19 protein-coding genes and 2 pseudogenes are annotated in these 22,322 nt (G+C 70.5%); 6 read left to right on the forward strand and 15 right to left on the reverse strand.

The window, feature by feature from the left end; genetic code table 11:
- The first annotated feature begins 11 nt into the window (after positions 1-11).
- Positions 12-869: a ferritin-like domain-containing protein gene (locus tag ACO1BU_RS02445; RefSeq protein ID WP_424134309.1), complete on the forward strand. Its 858-nt coding sequence runs from the start codon at positions 12-14 to the stop codon at positions 867-869.
- 1 nt (position 870) lies between these two features.
- Positions 871-2,025, forward strand: coding sequence for an endo-1,4-beta-xylanase (locus ACO1BU_RS02450; protein ID WP_424134310.1), 1,155 nt, complete (start codon positions 871-873; stop codon positions 2,023-2,025).
- 7 nt (positions 2,026-2,032) lie between these two features.
- Here the strand turns inward: ACO1BU_RS02450 and ACO1BU_RS02455 are convergent, their stop codons facing one another.
- From ACO1BU_RS02455 to rsfS, 8 genes and pseudogenes are all read right to left on the reverse strand, one after another.
- Positions 2,033-2,521: an RNA pyrophosphohydrolase gene (locus ACO1BU_RS02455; RefSeq protein ID WP_424134311.1), complete on the reverse strand. Its 489-nt coding sequence runs from the start codon at positions 2,519-2,521 to the stop codon at positions 2,033-2,035.
- Positions 2,522-2,622: 101 nt separating this feature from the next.
- A pseudogene (locus ACO1BU_RS02460) lies at positions 2,623-3,780 on the reverse strand (divergent polysaccharide deacetylase family protein); the annotation flags it as partial.
- A 25-nt stretch (positions 3,781-3,805) separates the two neighbouring features.
- Complete coding sequence (locus ACO1BU_RS02465; RefSeq protein WP_424134312.1) at positions 3,806-5,176, reverse strand: S41 family peptidase; 1,371 nt, start codon at positions 5,174-5,176, stop codon at positions 3,806-3,808.
- A 154-nt stretch (positions 5,177-5,330) separates the two neighbouring features.
- The gene (locus ACO1BU_RS02470; RefSeq protein ID WP_424134313.1) at positions 5,331-6,653 is read right to left on the reverse strand and encodes a murein hydrolase activator EnvC family protein; all 1,323 of its coding nucleotides are present in this window, start codon (positions 6,651-6,653) and stop codon (positions 5,331-5,333) included.
- Positions 6,650-8,182 carry a 2,3-bisphosphoglycerate-independent phosphoglycerate mutase gene (gpmI, locus tag ACO1BU_RS02475; protein ID WP_424134314.1) on the reverse strand — a complete coding sequence of 511 codons (1,533 nt, stop codon included), beginning with the start codon at positions 8,180-8,182 and terminating at the stop codon, positions 6,650-6,652. Before gpmI ends, ACO1BU_RS02470 begins: the two co-directional genes overlap by 4 nt.
- 83 nt (positions 8,183-8,265) lie before the next feature.
- Entirely contained in the window at positions 8,266-9,042 is a 777-nt protein-coding gene (locus tag ACO1BU_RS02480) for a class I SAM-dependent methyltransferase (protein ID WP_424134315.1), read from the reverse strand.
- A gap of 165 nt (positions 9,043-9,207) precedes the next feature.
- Entirely contained in the window at positions 9,208-9,651 is a 444-nt protein-coding gene (locus tag ACO1BU_RS02485; RefSeq protein WP_424134316.1) for a 23S rRNA (pseudouridine(1915)-N(3))-methyltransferase RlmH, read from the reverse strand.
- A gap of 398 nt (positions 9,652-10,049) precedes the next feature.
- A pseudogene (gene rsfS / locus ACO1BU_RS02490) lies at positions 10,050-10,463 on the reverse strand (ribosome silencing factor); the annotation flags it as partial.
- 214 nt (positions 10,464-10,677) lie between these two features.
- Here rsfS and ACO1BU_RS02495 point away from each other — a divergent pair.
- A complete protein-coding gene (locus ACO1BU_RS02495; protein WP_424134317.1) occupies positions 10,678-11,343 on the forward strand; it encodes a hypothetical protein in 666 nt (221 codons plus the stop codon).
- Here ACO1BU_RS02495 and ACO1BU_RS02500 read toward each other — a convergent pair.
- The 3 genes from ACO1BU_RS02500 to ACO1BU_RS02510 are packed head-to-tail and all read right to left on the reverse strand — an operon-like array spanning position 11,290 to position 14,325.
- Entirely contained in the window at positions 11,290-12,069 is a 780-nt protein-coding gene (locus ACO1BU_RS02500; RefSeq protein ID WP_424134318.1) for a nicotinate-nucleotide adenylyltransferase, read from the reverse strand. The two genes, ACO1BU_RS02495 and ACO1BU_RS02500, sit on opposite strands and share 54 nt — an antisense overlap.
- A gap of 39 nt (positions 12,070-12,108) precedes the next feature.
- Complete coding sequence (locus ACO1BU_RS02505) at positions 12,109-12,987, reverse strand: 2-keto-4-pentenoate hydratase (RefSeq protein ID WP_424134319.1); 879 nt, start codon at positions 12,985-12,987, stop codon at positions 12,109-12,111.
- A gap of 51 nt (positions 12,988-13,038) precedes the next feature.
- Positions 13,039-14,325, reverse strand: coding sequence for a glutamate-5-semialdehyde dehydrogenase (locus ACO1BU_RS02510; protein ID WP_424134320.1), 1,287 nt, complete (start codon positions 14,323-14,325; stop codon positions 13,039-13,041).
- A gap of 143 nt (positions 14,326-14,468) precedes the next feature.
- On the opposite strand from ACO1BU_RS02510, the gene ACO1BU_RS02515 reads away from it, so the two are divergent.
- From ACO1BU_RS02515 to ACO1BU_RS02525, 3 genes are read left to right on the forward strand one after another with little or no spacing between them, the layout of a single operon-like run.
- On the forward strand, positions 14,469-15,806 hold the full coding sequence (locus tag ACO1BU_RS02515; RefSeq protein WP_424134321.1) for an ABC transporter substrate-binding protein: 1,338 nt from the start codon (positions 14,469-14,471) through the stop codon (positions 15,804-15,806).
- A gap of 2 nt (positions 15,807-15,808) precedes the next feature.
- A complete protein-coding gene (locus tag ACO1BU_RS02520; protein WP_424134322.1) occupies positions 15,809-17,554 on the forward strand; it encodes an ABC transporter permease in 1,746 nt (581 codons plus the stop codon).
- The gene (locus ACO1BU_RS02525; RefSeq protein ID WP_424134323.1) at positions 17,551-18,654 is read left to right on the forward strand and encodes an ABC transporter ATP-binding protein; all 1,104 of its coding nucleotides are present in this window, start codon (positions 17,551-17,553) and stop codon (positions 18,652-18,654) included. The genes ACO1BU_RS02520 and ACO1BU_RS02525 overlap by 4 nt, the downstream gene beginning before the upstream one ends.
- Before the next feature lie 163 nt (positions 18,655-18,817).
- Here ACO1BU_RS02525 and ACO1BU_RS02530 read toward each other — a convergent pair whose 3' ends face one another.
- The 4 genes from ACO1BU_RS02530 to ACO1BU_RS02545 all read right to left on the reverse strand — a co-directional run bounded on the left by ACO1BU_RS02530 (position 18,818) and on the right by ACO1BU_RS02545 (position 22,241).
- Positions 18,818-19,291, reverse strand: a complete 474-nt coding sequence (locus ACO1BU_RS02530) for a MarR family winged helix-turn-helix transcriptional regulator (protein ID WP_424134324.1) — start codon at positions 19,289-19,291, stop codon at positions 18,818-18,820.
- An 11-nt stretch (positions 19,292-19,302) separates the two neighbouring features.
- Entirely contained in the window at positions 19,303-20,421 is a 1,119-nt protein-coding gene (gene proB / locus ACO1BU_RS02535; protein WP_424134325.1) for a glutamate 5-kinase, read from the reverse strand.
- 62 nt (positions 20,422-20,483) lie between these two features.
- Positions 20,484-20,660: a hypothetical protein gene (locus ACO1BU_RS02540; RefSeq protein WP_424134326.1), complete on the reverse strand. Its 177-nt coding sequence runs from the start codon at positions 20,658-20,660 to the stop codon at positions 20,484-20,486.
- A 45-nt stretch (positions 20,661-20,705) separates the two neighbouring features.
- Complete coding sequence (locus ACO1BU_RS02545) at positions 20,706-22,241, reverse strand: DHA2 family efflux MFS transporter permease subunit (RefSeq protein ID WP_424134327.1); 1,536 nt, start codon at positions 22,239-22,241, stop codon at positions 20,706-20,708.
- Between the last annotated feature and the right edge of the window lie 81 nt (positions 22,242-22,322).

A 22,322-nucleotide genomic window follows, 5' to 3' on the forward strand; every position in this document is an offset into this window, starting at 1 on the left:
AGACGGAATGCATGAAGCACTGGACCCTCGACCAGATCCCCTGGGACCGCTTCGACCCTTCCAAGGTCGATCCCGAGATCGTGCCGCTTGTGAAGGCCGCCGCGCTGGTCGAGAAGAACGGCGTCGACTACGCCGTCTACCTGAACAACGTCTTCGTCGGCGATCCCGACTTTCGCCAGGCGGCTGACAATTGGGCCGTGGAGGAGGTGCAGCACGGGGACGCGCTCGGCCGCTGGGGCGAGATGGCCGATCCCGGCTGGTCCTTCGATGAAGCCTTCGACCGTTACCGTGCAGGCTACAAGATCGATGTGAAGGCCGACGCCTCCATCCGCGGCTCCCGCACTGGCGAGCTGATCGCCCGCTGCATGGTCGAGACCGGAACCTCCTCCTACTACACCGCCCTGGGTGACAGCACGCAGGAACCTGTGCTCAAGCAGGTCTGCAAGCATATCGCGGCGGATGAGTACCGGCACTTCAAGCTCTTCTACGACCACATGAAACGCTATCTGGCTCGCGAGAAGCTCTCCTTCCCCAGGCGGCTGCGTGTCGCCGCCGGCCGTATCGGCGAATCCGAAGATGACGAGCTCGCCTATGCCTTCCATTGCGGCAACGAGTCGGCGAGCACGCCCTACGACCATGAGCGCTGCATCACCGGCTATATGGGCCGGGCCATGTCCTTCTACCGCTTCAACCATATCGAGCGCGGCATGGGCATGATCTTCAAATCCGTCGGGCTGGAGCCGCGCGGCCGCCTTTCCGACATCGCCGCGAAGGGTGCCTGGAAGCTGTTGCAATGGCGGCGCGAGAAATACCGCCAGGCCCTGACCCGCGCGGCGAACGAGAACGCTCCCGCGAAGGCAGCGGCCTGAGATGGCAGTTCCCCCGACATACAGGGCCGGGGGAACATCCCGGCGCCTTTTCGTCGGCAGTGCGCTGGCCGGCGCGGTCGCTGCCCGCGCCGGCGCCCAGCAGCCCACCGGCAATCCGGCCAACCCGCCTCCGGGCCTCTGGCAGATCGCGCGCGACCGTGGCTTCGGCTTCGGCGCTGCCGTGCAGGCGAACCTCCTCGCCACCGACAAGGCCTATGAGGAAGCCTTCACCCGGGAAGCCGGCCTGCTGGTGCCGGAGTTCGAGGGTAAATGGGCCACCCTCCAGCCCAAGGAGGGAGAGTTCGACTTCCGGCTGCTGGACGCCATCGTGCAATGGGGCCAGGCGCGCGGCCGCCCCACCCGCGGCCATGCCCTGGTCTGGCACGACTCCTTCCCGGACTGGGCGGTCCAGGCGCTTTCGCAGGGCCCGGACCGCGCCCGTGCCGTGATGGCGACCCATATCACCCGCGTTCTCACCTATTACCGCCCGAGGATCCGGGACTGGGACGTGGCGAATGAGGTGATCGCCGACCCCCCGGGCAGCGACACCCCCCAGGCCACAGGCGAGCTGCGCGACAGCCCCTTCCTCCGGGCCCTGGGTCCCTCTTACATCGAAACAGCCTTTCGCCTGGCGCGGGAGCAGGACCCGACCCTGCGCCTGACCCTGAATGAGTACGGGGTGGAAGAGGACACACCCTGGGCCACGGAGAAGCGCCGCCGTCTGCTCTCTCTGGTGCGGGACCTGGTGAACCGGCGCGTGCCGATCGATGCGGTGGGCATCCAGGCCCATCTACAGATGGACCGTCCCTTCAACCCGCAGGTCTTCGGCGACTTCATTCGCGCCCTGCGCTCGCTCGGTCTGTCCGTGCTGATCACGGAACTCGATATCCGCGAAGCGACCAAGGTGCCGGACGACTATGCGGCCCGCGACCGGCTCGTGGCCGAGCGAGCCGCCGCCTTCATGGGTGCCGCTATCGAGGCGGGAGTGAAGACCTTCCTCACCTGGGGCCTGGTGGACCGCTATTCCTGGCTGGTCAGCGAGCCCGGCGTGGCAAGGAAAGACGGCAAGCTGCATCGAGGCTTGCCGCTGGACTGGGAATACAACCGCAAGGAGATGTGGCGCGCCATGGCCCAGGCCTTCACCAGCGCGGGCTGACGGGCTTTTAGCCCGGCACGGCGAAGCGCGCGAAGTCCCGCGCCAGCCGCTCATAGATCGGCCGGCGGAAGGGGACGGCGATCGACGGCAGGTCCGACAGCGGGGCCCAGCGCCAGGCATCGAATTCCTGGTGCTTATCGGCGTCCAGGCGGATTTCGGAATCGTCGCCCAGGAAGCGCAGGGCGAACCATAGCTGCGTCTGCCCGCGATAGCGCCCGCCCAGCGCCTTGCCGACCAGATGGGCGGGCAGGTCATAGTCCAGCCATTCCGCCATCCGGCCCATCACCACCGCGTTGCTGGTGCCGATCTCCTCCGACAACTCGCGCAGAACGGCGGCCTCCGGGTCCTCGCCCTCATCCAGCCCGCCCTGCGGAAGCTGCCAGGCGCCGGACGCAGCCTCCCCGGCCGGCAGGTCGGCGCGGCGGGCGACCAGGACGAGTCCGTCGCGGTTGAACAGGCAGGCCCCGACATTGGGACGCAGCGGCAGAAGGGTCATGGGGCGCTCGCGTTGCGTGGGATGTCCTCGGGCCGCTTGGTCAGCGCGGTCACGGGCGCCAGTACCAGCCCCCGCGCTTCCAGCCCGGTGAACCAGGCGACCACGCGGTCCACGAGCACGGGCGAGGCATCGGCGGCAAGCCCCAGCGCCGATCCCCGATCCCGCGCGATACGCTCCAGCTCCTCCAGCCGGCGGTCGATCTCGCCCCGCGTCGCCGGCTCGTCCACCACCAGATCCACGGCGCGGCCCCAGGCGCGGGCGGGGGAAGGGGCGCCCGGACGCGGATCGATATAGAGCAGCCCCCGGCCCCGCAGGGCGTCCTGCACCGCGCCGATGGTCTCCGGCAGGGCAGCGAAGCGTTCCCCCCGCATCGGCCCGAGCGCGCCCACCGCCCCAACCTGTCCGCCTATGCGTGACAGCACCCATTCCAGCCGGTCCAGATTCTCGGACCGCGGCAGGGAGGTGAGCAGGGCGCGGTCTCCCGGATCATTGTTCGGGTAGTTGGCTGGCTCCAGCGGCAGGGCGCTGAGCAACTCCATGCCCCGTTCCCGGGCGAGTTCCAGCAGCGGGTCCGGCCAGGTCGCATAGGGGGAGAAGGCCAGTCCCACCGCCGGCGGCAGGCGCCGGATCGCCTCCTCGGAGAAGAAGGTGGAAAGGCCGAGATTCCCGACCACCAGCGCAATGCGCGGTCGCGTGTCCGTCCGGTCGAAGGGACGGGCATAGGTCCGGACCGGCGTTCGCCCATCCGGACCGACGCGCGGCAACGGCCCGTAGCGGGACGGTTCCTCGAGCGCTGGGTCAGGTGGCGGCGTGGGGCGGGAAGGGGGCTCCGCACGCGGGGGAGCGGCAGCGAGCGGCGGCGGCTCCGGCGCGCGTGGCAGGGCCTCGGCCCTGACAGGTGGCGGGGGCGGGGGAACCGGCGCCGGGCTGGGCGCCACGCTGGCCACCCGCTCAGGCGGGGGCATCGGCGCCGCGGCCGGCACGGGCTGCGTCACAGAGGATAGGGGAGCGGGAGGCTCCGCCAGGGCCGTTGAGACTGCCGGGGAGGGCACCGCGTTCGCGGCGGGGGGCGGTATGGCGGAAGCAGAGGGCGGCTGGGGCGCCAGGCCGGGCGTTCCCGGGCCCCGGCTTGCCTGCATCGGCGCACGGGTCAGCGAGGGCGGAACTCCACCCTCTGGTGGCCCCAGCCATTGCAGGGCAAAGGCACCCGCCCCGAGCCCGGCCAGGACCAGCAGCCAGAAGACGCCGAGCGCCTTCATCCCTGGCGTCGGCGTCCTGTCGCGATCAGCGGCTGGCCCGGCGCTGCACCGGGGTGGCCGCGATGCTGTGCAGCAGCCCGACCGCCTGCTGGAGCTGGTGATCCGTCTCCGGCTTGGTCGGGTCGAAGGCGGGCGCGCCCTCGGGCGGCGTCCGCTGCACCCGCTCCAGCGCACCGGCGGGCAGCGCCAGCGGCGGCAACGGCGCGGGTGGGCGGACACTGGCCCCCTGGGCCCGCTCGCCATTGTCGTTGCGCAGGGCGCGGTTCAGGTCTGCCTCACGGTCGCGGTGGCGGTTCTGCTCCGCATCCTCCCGCTGGGCCAACACCTCGATATCCGGCTGGATGCCGGTCGCCTGGATGGAGCGGCCGGAAGGCGTGTAGTAGCGCGCCGTGGTCAGCCGGATCGCGCCATTGCCGGGCAGCGGCATGACGGTTTGCACCGAGCCCTTGCCGAAGCTCTTCACGCCCATGACGATCGCGCGGCGATGGTCCTGCAACGCGCCGGCGACGATTTCGGAGGCCGAGGCGGAGCCGGCATTGACCAGCACCACCACCGGCAGGCCGCTGCTGATGTCGCCGGGGCGGGCATTCCAGCGCTGCGCGTCCTCGGGCCGGCGGGCGCGGGTCGAGACGATCTCGCCCTGGTCGAGGAAGTCGTCGGAAACCTGGATCGCCTGGTCCAACAGCCCGCCCGGGTTGTTGCGCAGGTCGAGAACGATGCCCTTGAGCCCGTCCCGCGCCTGGGAACGGAGGGTGTTGAGCGCCTGGCGGAGCCCTGACTCAGTCCGCTCGTTGAAAGAGGTCAGGCGGATATAGGCGATGTCGCCCTGCTCCAGCCGCGCGCGCACCACCTGCGGGCGGATCACGTCGCGCACCAGGGAGATGTCGACCGGGGCGGCCGTGCCCTCGCGCCGGATGGTCAGGCGGATCGAGCTGCCCCGCTCACCCCGCATCTGGTCCACGGCTTCCTGCAGGGTCAGGCCCTGGGTGGTCTTGTCGTTGATATGGGTGATCAGGTCACCGGGCTTCACGCCGGCCCGGGCAGCGGGCGTGTCGTCGATCGGCGAGATCACCTTCACATAGCCCGCCTCCTGGCTCACCTCGATGCCGAGGCCGCCAAACTCCCCGCGGGTCTGCACCTGCATGTCGCGGAAATTGCGGACATTCATGTAGGAGGAGTGGGGATCGAGCCCCGTGAGCATGCCGTTGATGGCGTTCTCGATGACCTCGCGGTCGTTCACGGGCTCCACATACTCGGCCCGCACGCGTTCGAAGACATCGCCGAAAAGGTTCAGCAGCCGGTAGGTCTCAGCCCGGGACCCGTCCTGCGCCCAGGCCGTCACCACGGGGCCGGCTACCGCGCCGGCCACGAAGGCCGCCGCCACCGAGGCCAGCATCCGTGCCCGGAAACGGGGCTTATCCGACTGTCCAGCAGAATCACGCATCCGTCAGACACCCCTCTGCCGCAGCCCAGCCGCGGCGCTTGAAATCCTTTGCCGCCCGGCCCCTGCCAAACGGCTACACAATCCGGAACCGGCATGGCCGAGGGGGCTAGCCCCGGGCCGTCCAGCTCCCGGGGTCCACGGCCCGGCCACCGCGACGTAACTCAAGGTAGAGGGAGGCACGCCCCCCGCCAAATCCTTCGCCGTTACCAAGTGTTCCCACCGCTTCCCCGGCCAGCACGCGCTGCCCCGTATCCGCATCCAGCCGGTCCAGGCCGGCCAGGACAAAATGGTACCCGCCGCCGCAATCCACAATCAACATCCGTCCGTAGGAGCGGAACGGACCGGCAAAAACCACCCGCCCACTGCAGGGGCTGACCACCCGCGCGCCGGACGGGGCGGCCCAGGTCTGGCCGGTGGCGCCGCGTTCACCGAAATCGCGCTGGACCACCCCGGCCACCGGGGCTCCCCTGGATGGGCGGGGCTGGCTCGCCGCCGCCTCCCGCGTCCGCTCGCGCGCTGCCTCGGCTGCCTCTCGGGCCGCATCCCGGTCCGCATCCCGCGCGGCCTGTTCCCGGGTGGCCTGTTCCCGGGCGGCGCGCTCGCGGGCCGCCTGCTCCCGCTCTGCCTCGGCACGCTCACGAGCCTCGCGCGCCTTGGCCTCCTTTTCCAGCTGCTCCACCGCGCTGCGCAGGTCGCGGGCCTTGGCCGCTGCCGCGGCGGCACGGCGGGTGGCGGCGACCTCGGCATCCCGCGCAGCCTCGCGCCGCGCCCGCGCCTCGGCCAGTGCCGCCTCGACCGCCACCTCCGCCTCCCGCGCGGCCAGGCGGGCGGCCGCCAGACGTGCCCGCTCATTATCCAGCCTTACCGCGGCGCGGGCGGCCTCCTCCCGCGCCGCCCGGTACTCGGCGGCTTCCCGCGCTAGCCGGCGGGCCAGGCCGCGCAGCACCAGCGCCCCGCGCAGCGCCTCCTCCGGCGGGGCGGGGACGACGAGCAGCGTTTCGGCCGGCCACAGCCCCAGCCGGCGCATGGCGGGGATCAGCGGTGCGAGCGCCTCGGCCCGGCGGGTCAGGTCGGCTTCCGCCTCGTCGCGGGCGGCCTGGGCGGCATCAAGGCGGGATTGCGCTTCGGCCAGCGCCTCCTCGGCGGCCACGGCCCGGCGGCCAGCCTCCGCCCGGCGGCGGGCCAGTGCCGCTTCCGCCGCCTCGGCCTCCCGTGCGTCACGGGCGATGGCGGCAGCCTCGCCCCGCGCCCCGCGGGCGGCCCGCTCTGCCTCGCCCAGACTATGGCGATCGGGCTGCTGGGCGGGGGCCAGGGCAGGCCATAGCAGCAGGGCGGCCAGCCCCGCCCGCATCAGCAAGGTTCCGCCGGCCGGCCCCCTGGAGATGCCCGGCGGGCGGTGGGGCGCGGCGCTGCGCCCGCAGCGCCTCACCTCTTCGGGGCTTCCATCAGGCTTTCGCCCGTCATGGCCTTCGGCTGGGGCAGCCCAAGCAACGCCAGCATGGTCGGCGCCAGATCCGCCAGCCGCCCGTCATGCAGCGCCGTGCCCGCTGGGCCGTTCACCAACAGAACGGGCACGCGATTCAGCGTATGCGCGGTGTGCGGCCCGCCGGTGACAGGATCCTTCATCATCTCGGCATTGCCATGGTCCGCGGTGACCAGCAGCGCGCCGCCCATGTCCCTGATGGCGGCGACGATGCGACCCAGCCCGGCATCCACCGCCTCGCAGGCCTTGATGGCGGCCTGAAGGCTGCCCGTATGGCCCACCATGTCCGCGTTGGCGAAGTTCAGCACGATCATGTCGAACTTGCCGGAGCGGATGGCGGCTTCGGCCTTCTCCGCCAGTTCCGGCGCGGACATTTCGGGCTTCAGGTCATAGGTCGCCACCTTGGGGGAGGGGACCATGATCCGCTCCTCGCCCGGAGAGGGCGTCTCGTCGCCGCCGTTCAGGAAGTAGGTGACGTGCGGGTATTTCTCGGTTTCCGCCATGCGAAGCTGCGTCATACCGGCCAGCGAGACGGTGGGGCCAAGCAGGTCCACCATGGATTGCGGCGGGAAGATCGTACCCAGGAGCGGATTCAGATCCTCGGAATACTCGGTCATGCCCAGGGCGCCGCAGAACTTCGGCAGGCGCGGACGCTCGAAGCCGTCGAAGGCGGGGTCGAGCAGGGCGGCCAGGATCTGGCGTACCCGGTCCGCGCGGAAGTTGAAGCAGAGCAGCGCGTCGCCGTCCTTCATGCCCTGGTAGCCCGGCAGGATGGTGGCGGGGATGAACTCGTCGGTCTTGCCGGCCGCATGGGCCGCCGTCACCGCCTCGGCCACGCTGGCGGCCGAACCACCCTCGGCCAGCACCATGGCGCGCCAGGCCTGGAAGACGCGTTCCCACCGGTTGTCGCGGTCCATGGCGAAGTAGCGGCCGGTGACAGTCGCGATGCGGGCGCCCTCGGGCAACTCGGCCTCGAAGGCGGGCAGGGTCGTCGCGGCGTCCTTGGGCGGAGTGTCGCGGCCATCGGTCCAGGCGTGGATGACGACGGGAATGCCCTTGATCGTGAAAATCCGCGCGAGGGCGAGGGCGTGATCCTGATGGGCGTGCACGCCGCCCGGGGAGACAAGGCCGCAGAGATGCAGTGTGCCGCCCGTGGCGTGCAGCTTCTCGCCGAGTTCGACCACCGGCGGCAGGCCGGCCAGGGTGCCATTGGCGATGGCGGAACCGATGCGCGGCAGGTCCTGCATCACGATCCGGCCCGCGCCAATATTCAGGTGGCCAACCTCGGAATTGCCCATCTGTCCCTCGGGCAGGCCGACGTCCGGGCCACAGGTCCGCAGGAAGGCACGGGGGCAGGAAGCCCAGAGGGAGTCGAAAGTCGGCGTATTCGCCTGGGCCACCGCATTGTCCGTGCTGTCCTCCCGCCAACCCCAGCCATCGAGGATAGCGAGCATGACGGGCTTCGGACGGGGCATGGGCGACCTCTCGCAGACTCGGCTCCCGGCGGCTTAACGCGGCACGGGCTGCCGGTCCACGCCGGGTTGGTCCGATCTGCCTGTCAGGCCCGGGCGGTATAGGCCCGGAACACTTCCAGTTCCGTCGCGCAGGTAGCGCCGGTGAAGCCGGCCTCCCGCATCGCACCGAGGATCGTCTCGGCGGGCACGCAGGCCTCGATCGTCTCCCAATAGTATTTCATCAGTTCGCCGGAACGGTGGCGCGGGGCCGCAACCCAGCACAGGGCCGGGATGATGGCCCCCATGTAGAAGCGCTCGATCCAATGGGCGAGGCGGCTCTCCGGTCGCCCGATCTCCAGGATCAGCACCGTGCCGCCGGGTTTCAGCACGCGCCGGTACTCCGCGAAGGCAGCACCGAGATCGGCGACATGGCGCAGCGCATAGCCCATGGAGAGGAAATCGACGCTGTCATCCGGCAGCGGAATCCGCTCCGCCTTGCCCTGGATCAGCGTCACGCCCGGCAGGGTGCGGCGCGCCTCCGCCAGCATCCCCTCGCTGGGATCGAGGCCGGTGACAAAGGCCGGGTCACCGGTGATCGCCACCGCCTGGCGCGCGACAAGACCGGTGCCCACCGCCACGTCCAGGACCCGCATCCCCGGGCGCAGCCCTGCCTCGCGCAGCGCCCGGCGGCGGTAGCCCGGCCCGGTGCCGAGGGAGAAGATGCGGTCGATCCGGTCGTAATGCGGCGCTGTCTGGTCGAAGAGGGCCCGCACGAAGCCCTCCCGCTCCTCGGCCGCCGCGTAGCGATGCGCCAGAACGGGGTGGGGCGCCGTGCCGGCACGGGTGGAGTCCGAGGGGGTGTCGCTCACGGTCTGCGGCATGGGCTTCCCCCTGGCAATGGCGGGCCCAGCCATCGCAAGGCGCGGCCCGCCGCGCAAGGGCAAGTCAGCTGGGAATAGAAAGGGCCGCCGGGATCATGGCGCGCCGGGAAAGCGGTGCGGCCCGGGTCAGGAGATCCGGCCGCGCCGGTGCCCCGATGTGTTCCCTCAACCCGGCCGCCAGCTCCGGTGATAAGGATGGCCGGCCCGGATGCACTGCGCCCGGAACAGTGCCTCGGCCAACAGCCCGCGCACCAGCATATGCGGCCAGGTGAGCTTGCCGAGCGAGAGCCGGTGATCCGCCCGCGCCAGCACCGCCTCGTCCAGCCCCTCCGCGCCGCCGATGACGAAGGTCAGGGGACGGGCCGCCTCCGCCCATCGGGCGGTCAGGGCAGCGAGGCGCTCGCTGTCCGGCATCTCGCCGCCGAGATCGAGCGCGACCACCAGCGCCCCATCCGGCAGCGCCTCAAGGATGGCCATGCCTTCCCGCCGGCGGATCTCGGTGGGGGCGCCGCGCGCCTCCGCCAACTCGCGCAGAAGAAGGGGAGGGCGGAGGCGGGCATTGTGATGCTCGAACAGGGCCGCCTCTGGCCCGCCGCGGGCACGGCCCACGGCGAGCAGCAGGGGCGGTTTCAGTCGCCCTGGCCCGGCTTGCCGCGCGTCCGGTCCTCGGCATCGGACAACTCGTCGGGGAAGTTCGGCTGCAGGTCCTCACCCGTCGTGTCGAAGGCGAAGCCGGCGGGGCCGTCCAGGGCCTCTCCGGGGGGAAGGATGGCACCGTTGCCATCGCCCGCCGGCCGGCCGTCGCCGACCTCCCCCATATTGAGGCGGTCCTGCGCATCCCCGGCCTGGGCATCCTCCGGGCCACCATCGACCATTGGCTCTCGCGGGTCGGGCTGCTCCCCATCCGGTCCGGTCTCATCGTCTGTCTCCGGACCGGCATCCACTCCGGCTTCGTCCGTGGTGTCAGGGCGGGCCTCCGGCATGGAGGACTCCTCCGGCGCAGGACTCTCCGGTCCCCACATGCGCTCCAGCGCGTAGTTAGCCCGCGCCTCGGGCTTGAAGAGATGGATGACCAGGTCGCCGGCATCGAGCAGCACCCATTCGGGCGAGGCCTCGGTGCGGATGCGGCGGATGCCCTGCTCAGCCAGCGCCTCCTCCACATGCCGCGCCATGGCCTCGATCTGGCGCTCGGCCAAGCCGGTCGCGACCACCAGGCGGTCGGCGAAGGCGGAACGGGTGGAAACGTCCAGCACCACCACATCCTCGGCCTTGTCGTCTTCCAGGCTCGCGACGGCGGCGCGCACCAGCGCCTCCAGCCGGTCCGGGCTCGGGGCGGCGCGGGTCGGGGTGGCCTTGCCGCGCTTCTTCGGCCCGGCCGCGGCGGCCCGCTTGCGCGGGGTGGGGGCGGATTCCGCCTCCAGCTCCGCAATGCGGGCGGCGTTCGGATCGATCGCGGCCTCAGCGGCCCGGCGCGGAGCGCGGGTCGGGGTCACAGGTGGCGCGGGCTCGGCAGTGCGGGCGCGCGGCGCGCGAGCGGGCGCCTTGGTAGCGGTCCGAGCGGGCGCCTTGGTAGCAGTCGCGGTGCGACCTGCGGCGGCGCGCGGAGCCGTCGCCGCTGGTGCCTTAGCTCGCGTCGTGGCCGGCCTGGTGGGCGCGGCGGGCTTGGCCGTGCGTGACGTCGCGGGGCGGGGCGCCGTCCGGCTGGCGGTGGCCTTCGGTGCGGCGGTTCTGGTCGCGCGGGCGGGCGTGGCCGCCGGGGCGGATCTGGTGCTGCGCGCCGGTGCCGCCTTCGCCGCGGGAGCCTTGGCGGCACGCGTGGGGGCGGATCTGGTGCTGCGCACCGGCGCCGCCTTCGCCACGGGCGCCTTGGTGGCCCGCGCGGGGGTGGACCTGGTGCTGCGGGCCGGCGCCGCCTTCGCCGCGGGCGCCTTGGCGGCCCGCGCCGGGGTCGGCTTTGCCGTGCGGGCCGGCGCTGCCTTCGCTGGCGCCCTGGTCCGTGCCGCCGGCGCCTTGCTGGACGCGGCCGGCATCTTCGCGCGGGTTGCCGGCGCTGGCTTGCGCGCGGGTGCCGGCTTGGCTGCGCGCGCGGCCGGCTTGGCGGGCTTCGCCGTCGCGCGACCGGCCGCAGAGGCTGGCTTGCGCGCACCAGCGCCACGGCTGGCCGGGCTGCGGGCGGGGCGGGTCGGTTCCTTCGGGGTGCGGGCCATATTTGGCTCCTGTGTCTCGTATCGCGCGGGGCGCGATGGTTCAGCGTATTTCGGCCGGCGCGTCGGGCGACAGCGCCGGGGTTACAAGGTCTGAATGGGCGGGCGAGGCCGCGGTTGCGTGTGCCCGCGAGGCCCGCAGCGCGCGAATGGCGGTTGCGCTGGCCGGATGCTCGCGGGCGGGCACCATGCACCAGCTCGCGTGGCCCGGCTGGCCACCAGCTTGCCCGTCCCGGGCATGGGATGCACGGCTCAGCAGCGCGCCGCAAGTCCGGCGATGCCGCCGCAGCAGCGACGCCGCCGCGCCGTGCAGTGCACGCCGTGTGTAGCCGGGGCGGGGCAGCACCGCCATATGCGTGTTCTGCGCCAGTTTCCGCCAGCGCCGCCAGCGCGGAAGCTGGATCATGTTATCCGCCCCCATGATCCAGACGAATTCGGCGCGGGGGAACAGCCGCCGCAGCCGCGACAGGGTGCGCTCCGTCTGCCGGATGCCCAGCTTCTCCTCCACATCCACCGCGATCACCTTGCGTCCATCGGCGATGCGGCGTGCCGAATCGAGGCGTTCGGCGAAGGGCGCCATGCCCGCATTCGGCTTCAGCGGGTTGCCAGGGGAAACCAGCAGCCACACCTCGTCCAGCCGCAGCACGTGGCGCGCCATGTCGGCCACATGCCAGTGACCGGAATGGGCGGGGTTGAAGGAGCCGCCGAGCAGCCCGATCCGCACGCGCCGCCCATCACCCCATTTGCCGGGGCTGCGATGCGACGGCGACGGGCGCTGGGATGGCGCCTTCTCGCGGCCGACCGGGGGAACGGGGGGCGGCATGGCGCGGCTAACGCCCCGGCCGGCTGAAAGGGCGAGGAATCAGGGCGTTCGCACCGAGACGGTAACGGGGCGGTCGGCCAGCCCCTCATAGGTGACGGTGACCGTGCGCCCGGCCTCAGGCGGAACGGCGGCGGAGAAGCCCCCGAGCGAGACGATATCGCCCGCCTTCAGGCGCAGCCCGTCCCGGCGCAGATCCTCCACCAGCCAGGGAATGACGTTCAACGGGTGGCCGAGCAGCGCCGTGCCGGGGGCGCGGGACAATTCTTTCTGGTCATTCGCCATGATGACGGTCATCCGGCCCAGCCGTGCGGCGAAGTCCGGCGTCGCCTGGACCGGGACGGGATCGCCCACCACGCCGAGCCGGGCGCCGACATTGATGGCGACAAGGCCCGGCCCGCTCATCTGCCCCGGCGCATAGACGAGGTCGGGCAATTCAATGAAGGGAATCACCTGGTCCAGGTGGCGCAGGATGGCGACGTGATCCGTGCCGGCCTCGTTGATCCCTTCGTCGCGCACGCGAACCAGCAGGTCGCTCTCCACCGCCGGCATGGCCCCGAAGGTGGCGGGCACCTCGGCCGGGCGGCCAGCGGTGCCATGGGCGCGGATGGTCGCCTGATAGATGGTGCCGCGCACCGGATGGGGAATGCCGAAGCGCTGCTGCGCCGCCTCATTGGTCAACCCGACCTTGTAGCCCACCGGCGCGCCGAGCTGCGCCTGCATGAGCGTGACGATCTTCGCCCGCGCGCAAGGCGCATCCTCCATCGTCAGCCCCGGATAGGCCTGGGCCGGGTGGTTGCCCAGGATGTCCTGGGCCATGCGCGCCACCTCCGCATCCGACGGGCAGGCGGCCCGGGCGGCGAGCGGGGTGAAAAGGGCTGTTGCAGCCCCCGCGATGGCCATCAGCGCGATGCGGCGCATGGGTTTGTGATCTCCTCCCGAAACCGGGGAATGGTCCCACGGCTGGCCGGATCAGGGGCGAAGCTGTCCGGTTCCGATCACATGGTAACGCCAGGTGCAGAGCTGCTCCAACCCGACCGGCCCACGCGCATGCAGGCGGCCGGTGGCGATGCCGATCTCCGCGCCGAAGCCGAATTCCCCACCGTCGCAGAACTGGGTCGAGGCGTTCCACATCCCCACCGCCGAGCCGAGCCCGTCCAGGAACTGCCGGGCGGCCGTTTCGTCCTGCGTGACGATGGCCTCGGTATGCTCGCTGCCGTAGCGGCGGATATGCTCCAGCGCGCTCTCCACCCCATCGACCACGGCGATGTTGAGGATGGCGTCCAGCCACTCCGTCGAGAAATCGGCGTCGCTTGCCGGCCTGAGGTCCGGCACGATGGCGCGCGCCTCGGCATCAGCGCGGAAGTCGCAGCCCAGCGCGCGCAGATCCGACACCAGCAAGGGCAGCAGCGAGGGTGCGACGGCGCGATCGATCAGCAGCGTTTCGGTTGAGCCGCAAATGCCGGTGCGGCGCATCTTGGCATTGGCCAGGATGGAGCGCGCCATCTCCGGATCCGCCGCCTCGTGGATGTAGGTGTGGCAGAGCCCCTCGGCATGGGCGAGCACGGGAACCCGCGAGTCCTGCTGTACCCGCGTCACCAACCCCTTGCCGCCTCGGGGAATGATCAGGTCGATCATCCCGGCTGCCGCCAGCATGGCACCGACGAAGGCGCGGTCCGTGTTCGGCGCGACCTGCACGCAGGCCTCCGGCAAGCCGGCGGCGTGCAGGCCCTCCACGATGCAGGCATGGATGGCGGCGGCGCTGTTCAGGCTCTCCTTGCCGCCGCGCAGGATCACGGGGCTGCCGGCCTTGAGACAGATGGCGGCGGCATCGGCGCCGACATTGGGACGGCTTTCATAGATCATGCCGACCACGCCGATGGGCTGGGCGACACGGCGAATCACCAGCCCATTGGGCCGGGTCCATTCCGCAAGCACGCGGCCGACGGGATCGGGAAGGGCGGCGACCTCCTCCAGTCCCTTCGCCATGGCCTCGACACGGGCGGGGGTGAGGGTCAGGCGGTCGCGGAAGGCGTCCGTCAGATCGGGCGCCCCCGCCAGGTCAGCGGCATTCGCCGCCAGGATCTCCGATTCGCGCGCGCGCAGGGCGGCCGCTGCCGCGATCAGAGCGCGGTCCTTCGTCGGTCGCGGGGCGCGGGCCAGGATGGTCGCGGCGGCGCGGGCGGCACGGGCGGCCTCCTCCAGCGCGGCACGGGCGATGGCGGCGGAATCCTTCGCGGGGTCGACAATCGCGTTCATGGTGCATCGGTAGCGCCGCGGGGCGGGAAGTGGAAGCGTAACGGGCCCCCGCCGGCCGCACATCTGCCGTGCCCGGCGGGCTTGCCAGGACCAGGGGCCTGCCCGAGAACCGGGATAGTCATAAAAACGTAACGGAGGGGATGATGCGTTCCAACCAGCCGGTCCTGAGCCGCCGCACCCTCGGCGTCATCGCCGCCGCTTCGGTCGCGGGCGCCGCGCAGGCCCAGGGCGTCTCTGGCAAGGTGACGGTGGTCACCTCCTTCTCCAATGATGTCACCGGCCCCTTCAAGCGCGCCTTCGAGCAGGCGCATCCCGGAACCACGCTCGACATCCAGAACCGCAACACCACCGCCGGCGTGCGCTTCGTGCAGGAGACACGCTCCAATAACGCCGTGGACCTGTTCTGGGCCTCCGCCCCCGACGCCTTCGAGGTGCTGAAGACCTCCAGGTTGCTGGAGCCCTACAAGCCCAATGCTCAGGGCATCCCGGAAAGGATCGGTCCCTACACGATCAACGATCCCGAGGGCTACGTCACCGGCTTCGCCGCCTCCGGCTACGGCATCATGTGGAACGAGCGCTACATGCGCGCCAATCGCCTGCCTGAGCCAAAGGAGTGGGCGGACCTCGCGAAGCCCATCTATCACGACCACGTCATCATCACCGCGCCGTCGCGCTCCGGCACCACGCATCTGACGCTCGAGACGATTCTGCAGGGCGAGGGCTGGGAGAAGGGCTGGGCCACGGTGAAGGGCTTCTCCGGCAATCTCCGCCAGATCACGGAGCGCAGCTTCGGCGTGCCGGATGCAGTGAATTCCGGCCAGGTCGGCATCGGCATCGTGATCGACTTCTTCGCCTTCTCCGCCCAGGGCGCGGGCTTCCCGGTGAAGTTCGTTTATCCCTCTGTCACGACGGTGGTGCCGGCCAACATCGCCATCGTGAAGAACGCGCCGAACCCGGCGGGCGCGAGGGCTTTCATCGACTTCCTGCTCTCCCAGAAGGGGCAGGAAATCCTGCTGGAGCCGACCATCCGCCGCCTGCCGGTGAACCCGTCTGTCTATGCCAAGGCACCGGCTGGCTATCCCAACCCCTTCGCCGGCTCCATCGGCATGCCGAGCCTGCATTTCGACGTGGAGAAATCCGGCAAGCGCTATGCCGTGGTGGACGCGCTCTATGACCAGACCATCGGGACGAATCTGGATGGGCTGAAGCGCGCCGCCAAGGCGATCGGCGATGTCGAGACGAAGCTGGCCCGCAGGGATAACGCCCAGGCCCGCGCCCTGCTCACGGAGGCCCGCGCCCTGATCTCCGCCATGCCGATCACCGAGGCCGAGGCTTCGTCGGAGGAGATCACCGGTGCCTTCGCCGGAAGGGGCGGTGGGCCGCGTCAGGCGGAGTTGGAGCAGCGCTGGGCCGCTTTCGCGCGGGAGAAGTACCAGGCCGCGGCGACCAAGGCCGCGGATGCCGCAAAGGCAGCAGGCTGAAGGTGGCGGTTACCCCGGCCACGGCGGCCGTCGAGGCGACCACTTCCGCGCCCCCGGTGCCCGGTGCCCGCCGCCGCTGGGCCGCGCGGCCGGGGGAGGCTGCGGCCTTTGGGCTGGTCGCGCTTTTTCTTCTCGCCTTCCTGGTGGTGCCGGTGCTGACTGTCATCACCGTTGCCTTCCAGGATCGCGCGACAGGGAGCTTTACCCTCGCGCATTTCGGCGACTTCCTGTCGAACGACCTTTTCACGACAAGCTTCATCAACTCGCTCTATGTCTCGTTGATGTCGGTGGTGGTGGCGAGCCTGATCGCGCTGCCGCTGGCCTATTTCACGACGCGCTTCGAATTTCGTGGCGCCATCCTCGTGCAGACCCTGGGCGTCCTGCCGCTGATCATGCCGCCCTTCGCCGGCGCGGTGGCGATGGGGCTGCTCTTCGGCCGCACCGGCAGCGTGAACCTGCTGCTGGGCGACTATTTCGACATCAACATTCCCTTCATGGAGGGGCTGAACGGGGTGATCTTCGTCCAGTCCATCCATTACTTTCCCTTCATCCTGCTCAACCTCGTCGCCAGCCTGAAGAACATCGACCGTGCGATGGAAGAGTCCGCGCAGAATCTGGGTGCGCATGGCTTCCGCCTGTTCCGCCGGATCGTGCTGCCGCTGGCCATGCCCGGCTATGTCGCGGGCGCCAGCCTCGTCTTCATCAAGGTCTTCGACGACCTCGCGACGCCGCTTCTGCTGAATGTGCGGGAGATGCTGGCGCCCCAGGCCTATCTGCGGATCACCTCCGTGGGGCTGGAGGACCCGATCGGCTACGTCATCTCCGTCGTCCTGATCCTCTTCTCCGTGCTGTCGCTCTGGGTGTCATCCCTCGCGCTGCGCGGGAAGGACTACGCCACGGTGCAGCGGGGCGGTGGCGGGCTCGCGCGCCGGCGCATGACCAAGGGGCAGGCCGTGCTGGCTTATGCGCTGATCCTCGCGATCCTGGCGCTGGTGCTGGCCCCGCATCTCGGGCTGTTCCTGCTCTCTATCGCGACGATCTGGTCCTTCGCGCCGCTGCCGGATGGCTACACCGCTGCCCATTATGCCCGCGTCTTCGCGGAGAGCTCGCAATATATCACCAACACGCTGATCTATGCGGGGCTCGCCGGGCTCATTGACATCATCATCGGCACCACCATCGCCTATCTCGTGCTGCGCACGCGCATGGCCGGTGCGCGCTGGCTGGATTACCTCGCAATGTCGGCGCTGGCCGTTCCTGGGCTGGTGCTGGGCATCGGCTATCTCCGCACCTTCTTCGGCATCACTCTGCCGAATGGCAGCTCGCTCGCAGCCTTTTGGGGCATTATCGTCCTGGCCCTGGCCATACGGCGACTGCCTTATGCGCTGCGTGCCTGCACCGCCGCGTTGCAGCAGATCTCCGCCAGCCTGGAGGAGGCAGCCGAGAATCTCGGCGCTCGCCGCCTGCGTGTGGTGCGACGGATTGTGCTGCCGCTTATGGCGGGCGGGCTGGCGGCCGGCTTTGTCACCTCCTTTGCCACGGCGGCGGTGGAACTTTCGGCCACGCTGATGCTCGTGCAGTCCAGCGCGGACGCGCCGCTGGCCTATGGCCTCTATGTCTTCATGCAGTCCCCGGCCGGGCGCGGCGCCGGAGCGGCGCTGGGAATTATCGCCGTGGTGATCGTCGGCCTTTCCACCTGGCTGTCCCATCTGGTCGCCGAGCGCGGCGGCGGGAGGAAATCCGCATGAGTGATCTTCTTGCCCGCGAACCCGCCGGCATCCGCGTGGAGGGGGTGGACCTCTCCTACGGCACCACTCGCGTCCTGAAGGACGTGAACCTGGAGATCCGCCCCGGTGAATTCTTCGCCTTTCTCGGCCCCTCCGGCTGCGGCAAGACGACGCTACTGCGGCTGATCGCCGGCTTCAACACGGCCCAGCGCGGCCGCGTTCTGGTAGGCGGGCAAGACATCTCGGACCTTCCGCCCTGGAAGCGCGATGTCGGGATGGTGTTCCAGTCCTACGCGCTCTGGCCGCATATGACCGTGCGCCGCAATGTTGCGTTCGGGTTGGAAGAACGCCGGGTGCCGCGCGCCGAGATCGGCCTGCGTGTGGATGCAGCCTTGAGGCTCGTGGGGCTGGAAGGGATGGGCGACCGCCGCCCCGCCCAGCTCTCCGGCGGTCAGCAGCAGCGCGTGGCGCTGGCCCGCACGGTGGCCGTGCGCCCGAAGGTGCTGCTGCTGGACGAGCCCCTCTCGAATCTCGATGCCCGCCTGCGCGTGCAGGTGCGGCGGGAGCTGCGCGATCTCCAGCAGGGGCTGCGCCTGACCACTATCTTCGTCACCCATGACCAGGAGGAGGCGAACACGATCTGCGACCGCATTGCCGTCATGAATGACGGTGTGGTGCAGCAGGTCGGCACGCCGATGGAGCTTTACGACCACCCCGCTAACCTCTTCGTCGCGGGCTTCCTGGGCACCGCCAACATCGTGCCAGGCACGGTGCTGCGCGACGGCGCCGCCCGGGCCTTTGAGATCGCGGGCGGAACCCGCATTCCCCTGCCGCCCGGCGCCGAGGCACCCCCGGGCGCCCGCCTCATGTTCCGCCCGCAGGATGTAGCGCTGCTGCCCGCCGCCACAGGCGCCGATTCAGCTTCTTCGAGTCGGCGTCTGCTGGAAGGGGAAATCGTTCACCGCGAGTTTCTCGGCGCGAGCATCCGCTACGGCGTGCGCGTGGCGGGGGCGGAGGTGCTGGTGGATGCGCCACATACGGGCGGGGAGGGGCATTTGCCCATCGGCGGCCGAGCCTCGCTCGCCCTGGACCCGGCGCGGGTAAAGCTGCTGGCGGCTTGAGGAAGGTCGCTCCAGGAGGAAGCGCCCGGAAGCGTGAGGCCGCTCCTTCAACAAGGAGGTGGAGCAGCGGAAGCGAGGGCGCATGGACCAAAAATGCGCTGGCCCGGCTCCGGAAGTCCCGGAGTCGACGGGGCAGAGGCCTACCGGAAGTCGCCTTGGCCGGTCAGGAGATCGCGCGCAGGGCCGTGCGGAGTCGGTCGGCCTCGTCTTCCGGCAGTCTCGCGGTCACCGCCGCGTGGAATCGTGTCCAGATCGGCATCGCAGCAGCCAGCAGCCGGTGTCCGGCTTCCGTCAGCGAGAGCAGCCGGCCCCGTCGGTCCCGAGGATCCACCGCGATGTCCACGAGCCCGCGTCGTTCCAGGAGCTTGAGCGCCGCGATCAGCGTCGTGCGATCCATGGCCAGCAGCTCCGCGATCGGCCCCATCCTGGCCGGTTCCGGGCGGTCCAGCGCGGCAAGCAGCGAGAACTGCCCGTTGGTCAGCTGGATCGGCCGCAGAGCGTTGTCGAGACGCCGCGCAAGCCGCCGTGCCGCCCGCTGCACATGCAGGCAGAGGCAGGTCTCGTCCGCATACCGCGTCGTTGAGAAGGACAGGTCATTCACATTGCTGTGATAGTCGACCTCAACGCATGGTTGCAAGACTGCTGTTTCTATACGCGCACCAAATCGTCACGGTGGATGATTACATCACGTCCACGCCAGCCCAGGATCGGTTCGATTTCCGCGCTGCGCCGCCCTGCGATGCGGCGCACGCTCTCTGAATCGTAGGCAGACAGGCCGCGGGCCAGTTCGCGGCCCCCGAGATCCCGCACGCTGACCGGATCGCCCCGCTCGAATCGCCCCTCCACCTCCCGCACGCCGGCGGGAAGGAGGGAGCCGCCCTCGGCGAGCGCCTTGGCCGCACCGTCATCGACCACCAGCCGCCCGAGCGGCGCCAGCGAGCCCGCAATCCAGCTCTTGCGGGCGGAGCGCCCTTCCGGCGCCGGCAGGAACCAGGTGGCACGGGCGCCATCCAGCATGGCGGAAAGCGGGTTCGGCTCCTTCCCCAGCGCGATAGCCATGGCACAGCCCGCGCCGGTCGCGATGCGTGCCGCGATCAGCTTCGTCCGCATCCCGCCCGAGGAATAGCCGGGCGGCGGATCGCCCCCCATCGCCATGATCTCCTCCGTCACCCGCTCCACGATGGGCAGGTGCTGCGCGGCCGGATCGCGGCGGGGATCGGCGGTGTAGAGGCCGTCGATGTCCGATAGCAGGACCAGCACATCGGCCTCGATCATCTCCGCCACGCGGGCGGCCAGGCGGTCATTGTCGCCGAAGCGGATCTCGGCGGTCGCTACCGTGTCGTTCTCGTTGATGACGGGAACGCAGCCGAGATGCAGCAGGGTCTTCAGCGTCTCCCGTGCATTGAGGTAACGGCGGCGGTCCTCGCTATCTTCCAGGGTCAGCAGCACCTGGGCGGCAGTGATGCCATGGCCGCCCAGCGCCTGCTCCCAGGCGCCGGCCAGCCGGATCTGCCCGACTGCGGCGGCGGCCTGCTTCTCCTCAAGCCGCAGGGCGCGGCGCGTCAGCCCCAGCGCGTGACGCGCCAGCGCCACGGCGCCGGAGGAGACCAGCACCACCTCCGCCCCGCCTGCCCGCAGCCGGGCCACATCGGCGGCCACCGAGGCCAGCCATTCCGCACGCGGTGCCGCCGTCTCCGGGTCCACGACCAGGGCTGAGCCGATCTTGACGACAATACGCCGCGCGGCGGCGAGGGAAGGGGTAGCCATGGCCGCGCGTTACCACGGGCCAGCCGGGGCCGCGACATGGCTTTGCCGCGGGACGCCCGGCGTCACGGGCGGGGCAGACCTGTTCCCTCCGGCGGGCGGGCGGCCTCGTCCTCGGCTGTCTCCATCCGGTCCTCGGCCTCCCGGGGCACTTTTCTTACCTCCTCCGCCGGCGCCACGCGCTGGCGCTCCAGGCGCTGGATGCGCTCCTCCATGGTCTCGCTATCCGGTCGGTCGCTCATGGGCTTGGCCCTCCTGGCCCGGGAACGTGCGGCGGGGGCTTCGGTTCAGGCGGGCCTGTCGTCCACCGATCCACGCAGGGTCTGTTCCGGCAGGCCCAGCACGAGCAGGAAGGCGGCCGTCATCACCACGCCACTCAGGGTAAAGCATCCCACCAGTGCCGTGCGATAGGCCTCGCCCAGCAAGGCGTGCTGCTCGGGGGTGAGCGATGCCAGGGCCTGTGCGCCGCCCCGCGTCATTGCCTCCACATCTACCGGCCCCGCGAGCCGTGCTGCCAGGATGGCGCCCGAGGCCGCCACCCCCACCGCACTGCCAAGTGACCGCACGAAGGTCATCGCCCCCGTCGCCGCGCCCAGTTCCTTGTAGGCCACCGCGTTCTGCACGGCGGTGGTCAGGTTCGGCATCCCCATCCCCATGCCCAACCCCAGCGCCGCCAGGGCAAGGAGGAAGGCGGCGGAGGGCGCCGCGAGCCATGAGAGCAGGGCCAGCCCGCACAGCGCCACTGCCTCCAGCCCCAGGCCCCAGAGCATGAAGACCTTGTTCCGCCCCAGCCGCGATGCGGCCCGTCCGCCGAGGACGGAGGAGATCACCATGCCGATCACCTGCGGCAGCATCATTGCCCCCGCATGGGCCGGGTCCATCCCCAGGACGAGCTGGAAATAAAGTGGCAGGAAGACTGTCGAGCCAAGCATGGCGAAGGTCATCATTCCGCCGACGGTCACGCCGCGCGCGAAGACGGGGTTGCGGAACAGGCCCAGCCGGATCAGCGGATCCTGCGCCCGCGCCTCCCGCCACAGAAAGCCGGCAAAAAGGGCGATGACCAGCACCGCCAGCCCCAAGCTCGGGGCCGAAACCCAGGCGAACTCCACCCCGCCCCAAGCGAGGAAAAGCAACAGCACTGTCGTGAAGGCTGCCATCAGCAGCAGCCCCGCCAAGTCCAGCGGCCGGCCGCGGCGGGAGGGTGGGGTGCGGAGGCCCAGCCCGATCAGCAGCAACGCCAGAGCCCCGATCGGCAGGTTCACATAGAACACCCAGCGCCAGGAGAGGGCCGAGGTGATGATCCCGCCCAGCAGCGGCCCGGCCACGCTGGCCAGGGCGAAGGTGCCGGTGAACAGCCCCTGGTACCGCGGCCGTTCCCGCGGGGACACCACATCGCCCACGGAGGCCTGGGCCAGAACCAGCAAGCCACCCGCCCCCAACCCTTGCAGGGCCCGGAAAAGGATGAGCTGCGTCATGGACCCCGCCGTGCCGCAGAGCAGCGAGCCCAGCAGGAACAGGGTGATCGCCACCAGGAACATGGGCCGCCGCCCATAGGTGTCGGACAGCTTGCCATAGAGCGGGGTGGTGACCGTGGAGGACAGCATGAAGGCCGTCACCACCCAGGACAGATGCGCCATCCCTCCGAGATCCGCCACCATGCGCGGCAGCGCCGTGTTGACGATGTTCTGGTCAAGAGCCGCCAGAAGCATGCAGAGAAGCGCGCCGCTGAAGACGATCCGGCGGGAGGCCTGGGGCGCCGGCGATGAAGGGGGAGGCGAGGGGGAAACGGAATCCGCACCCACCCGGGGGCTGGAATCAGGCATGCGGCGATTATCCCGGCATTCGGAGGGGCAGCGCCTGCGTAACGCGCAGGGTCTGCTTTGGACAGGCGCCGGATCGTGACG

It is taken from the genome of Roseomonas chloroacetimidivorans (genome assembly GCF_049629625.1).
GTDB classification, from domain to species: Bacteria; Pseudomonadota; Alphaproteobacteria; order Acetobacterales; family Acetobacteraceae; genus Roseomonas; species Roseomonas chloroacetimidivorans.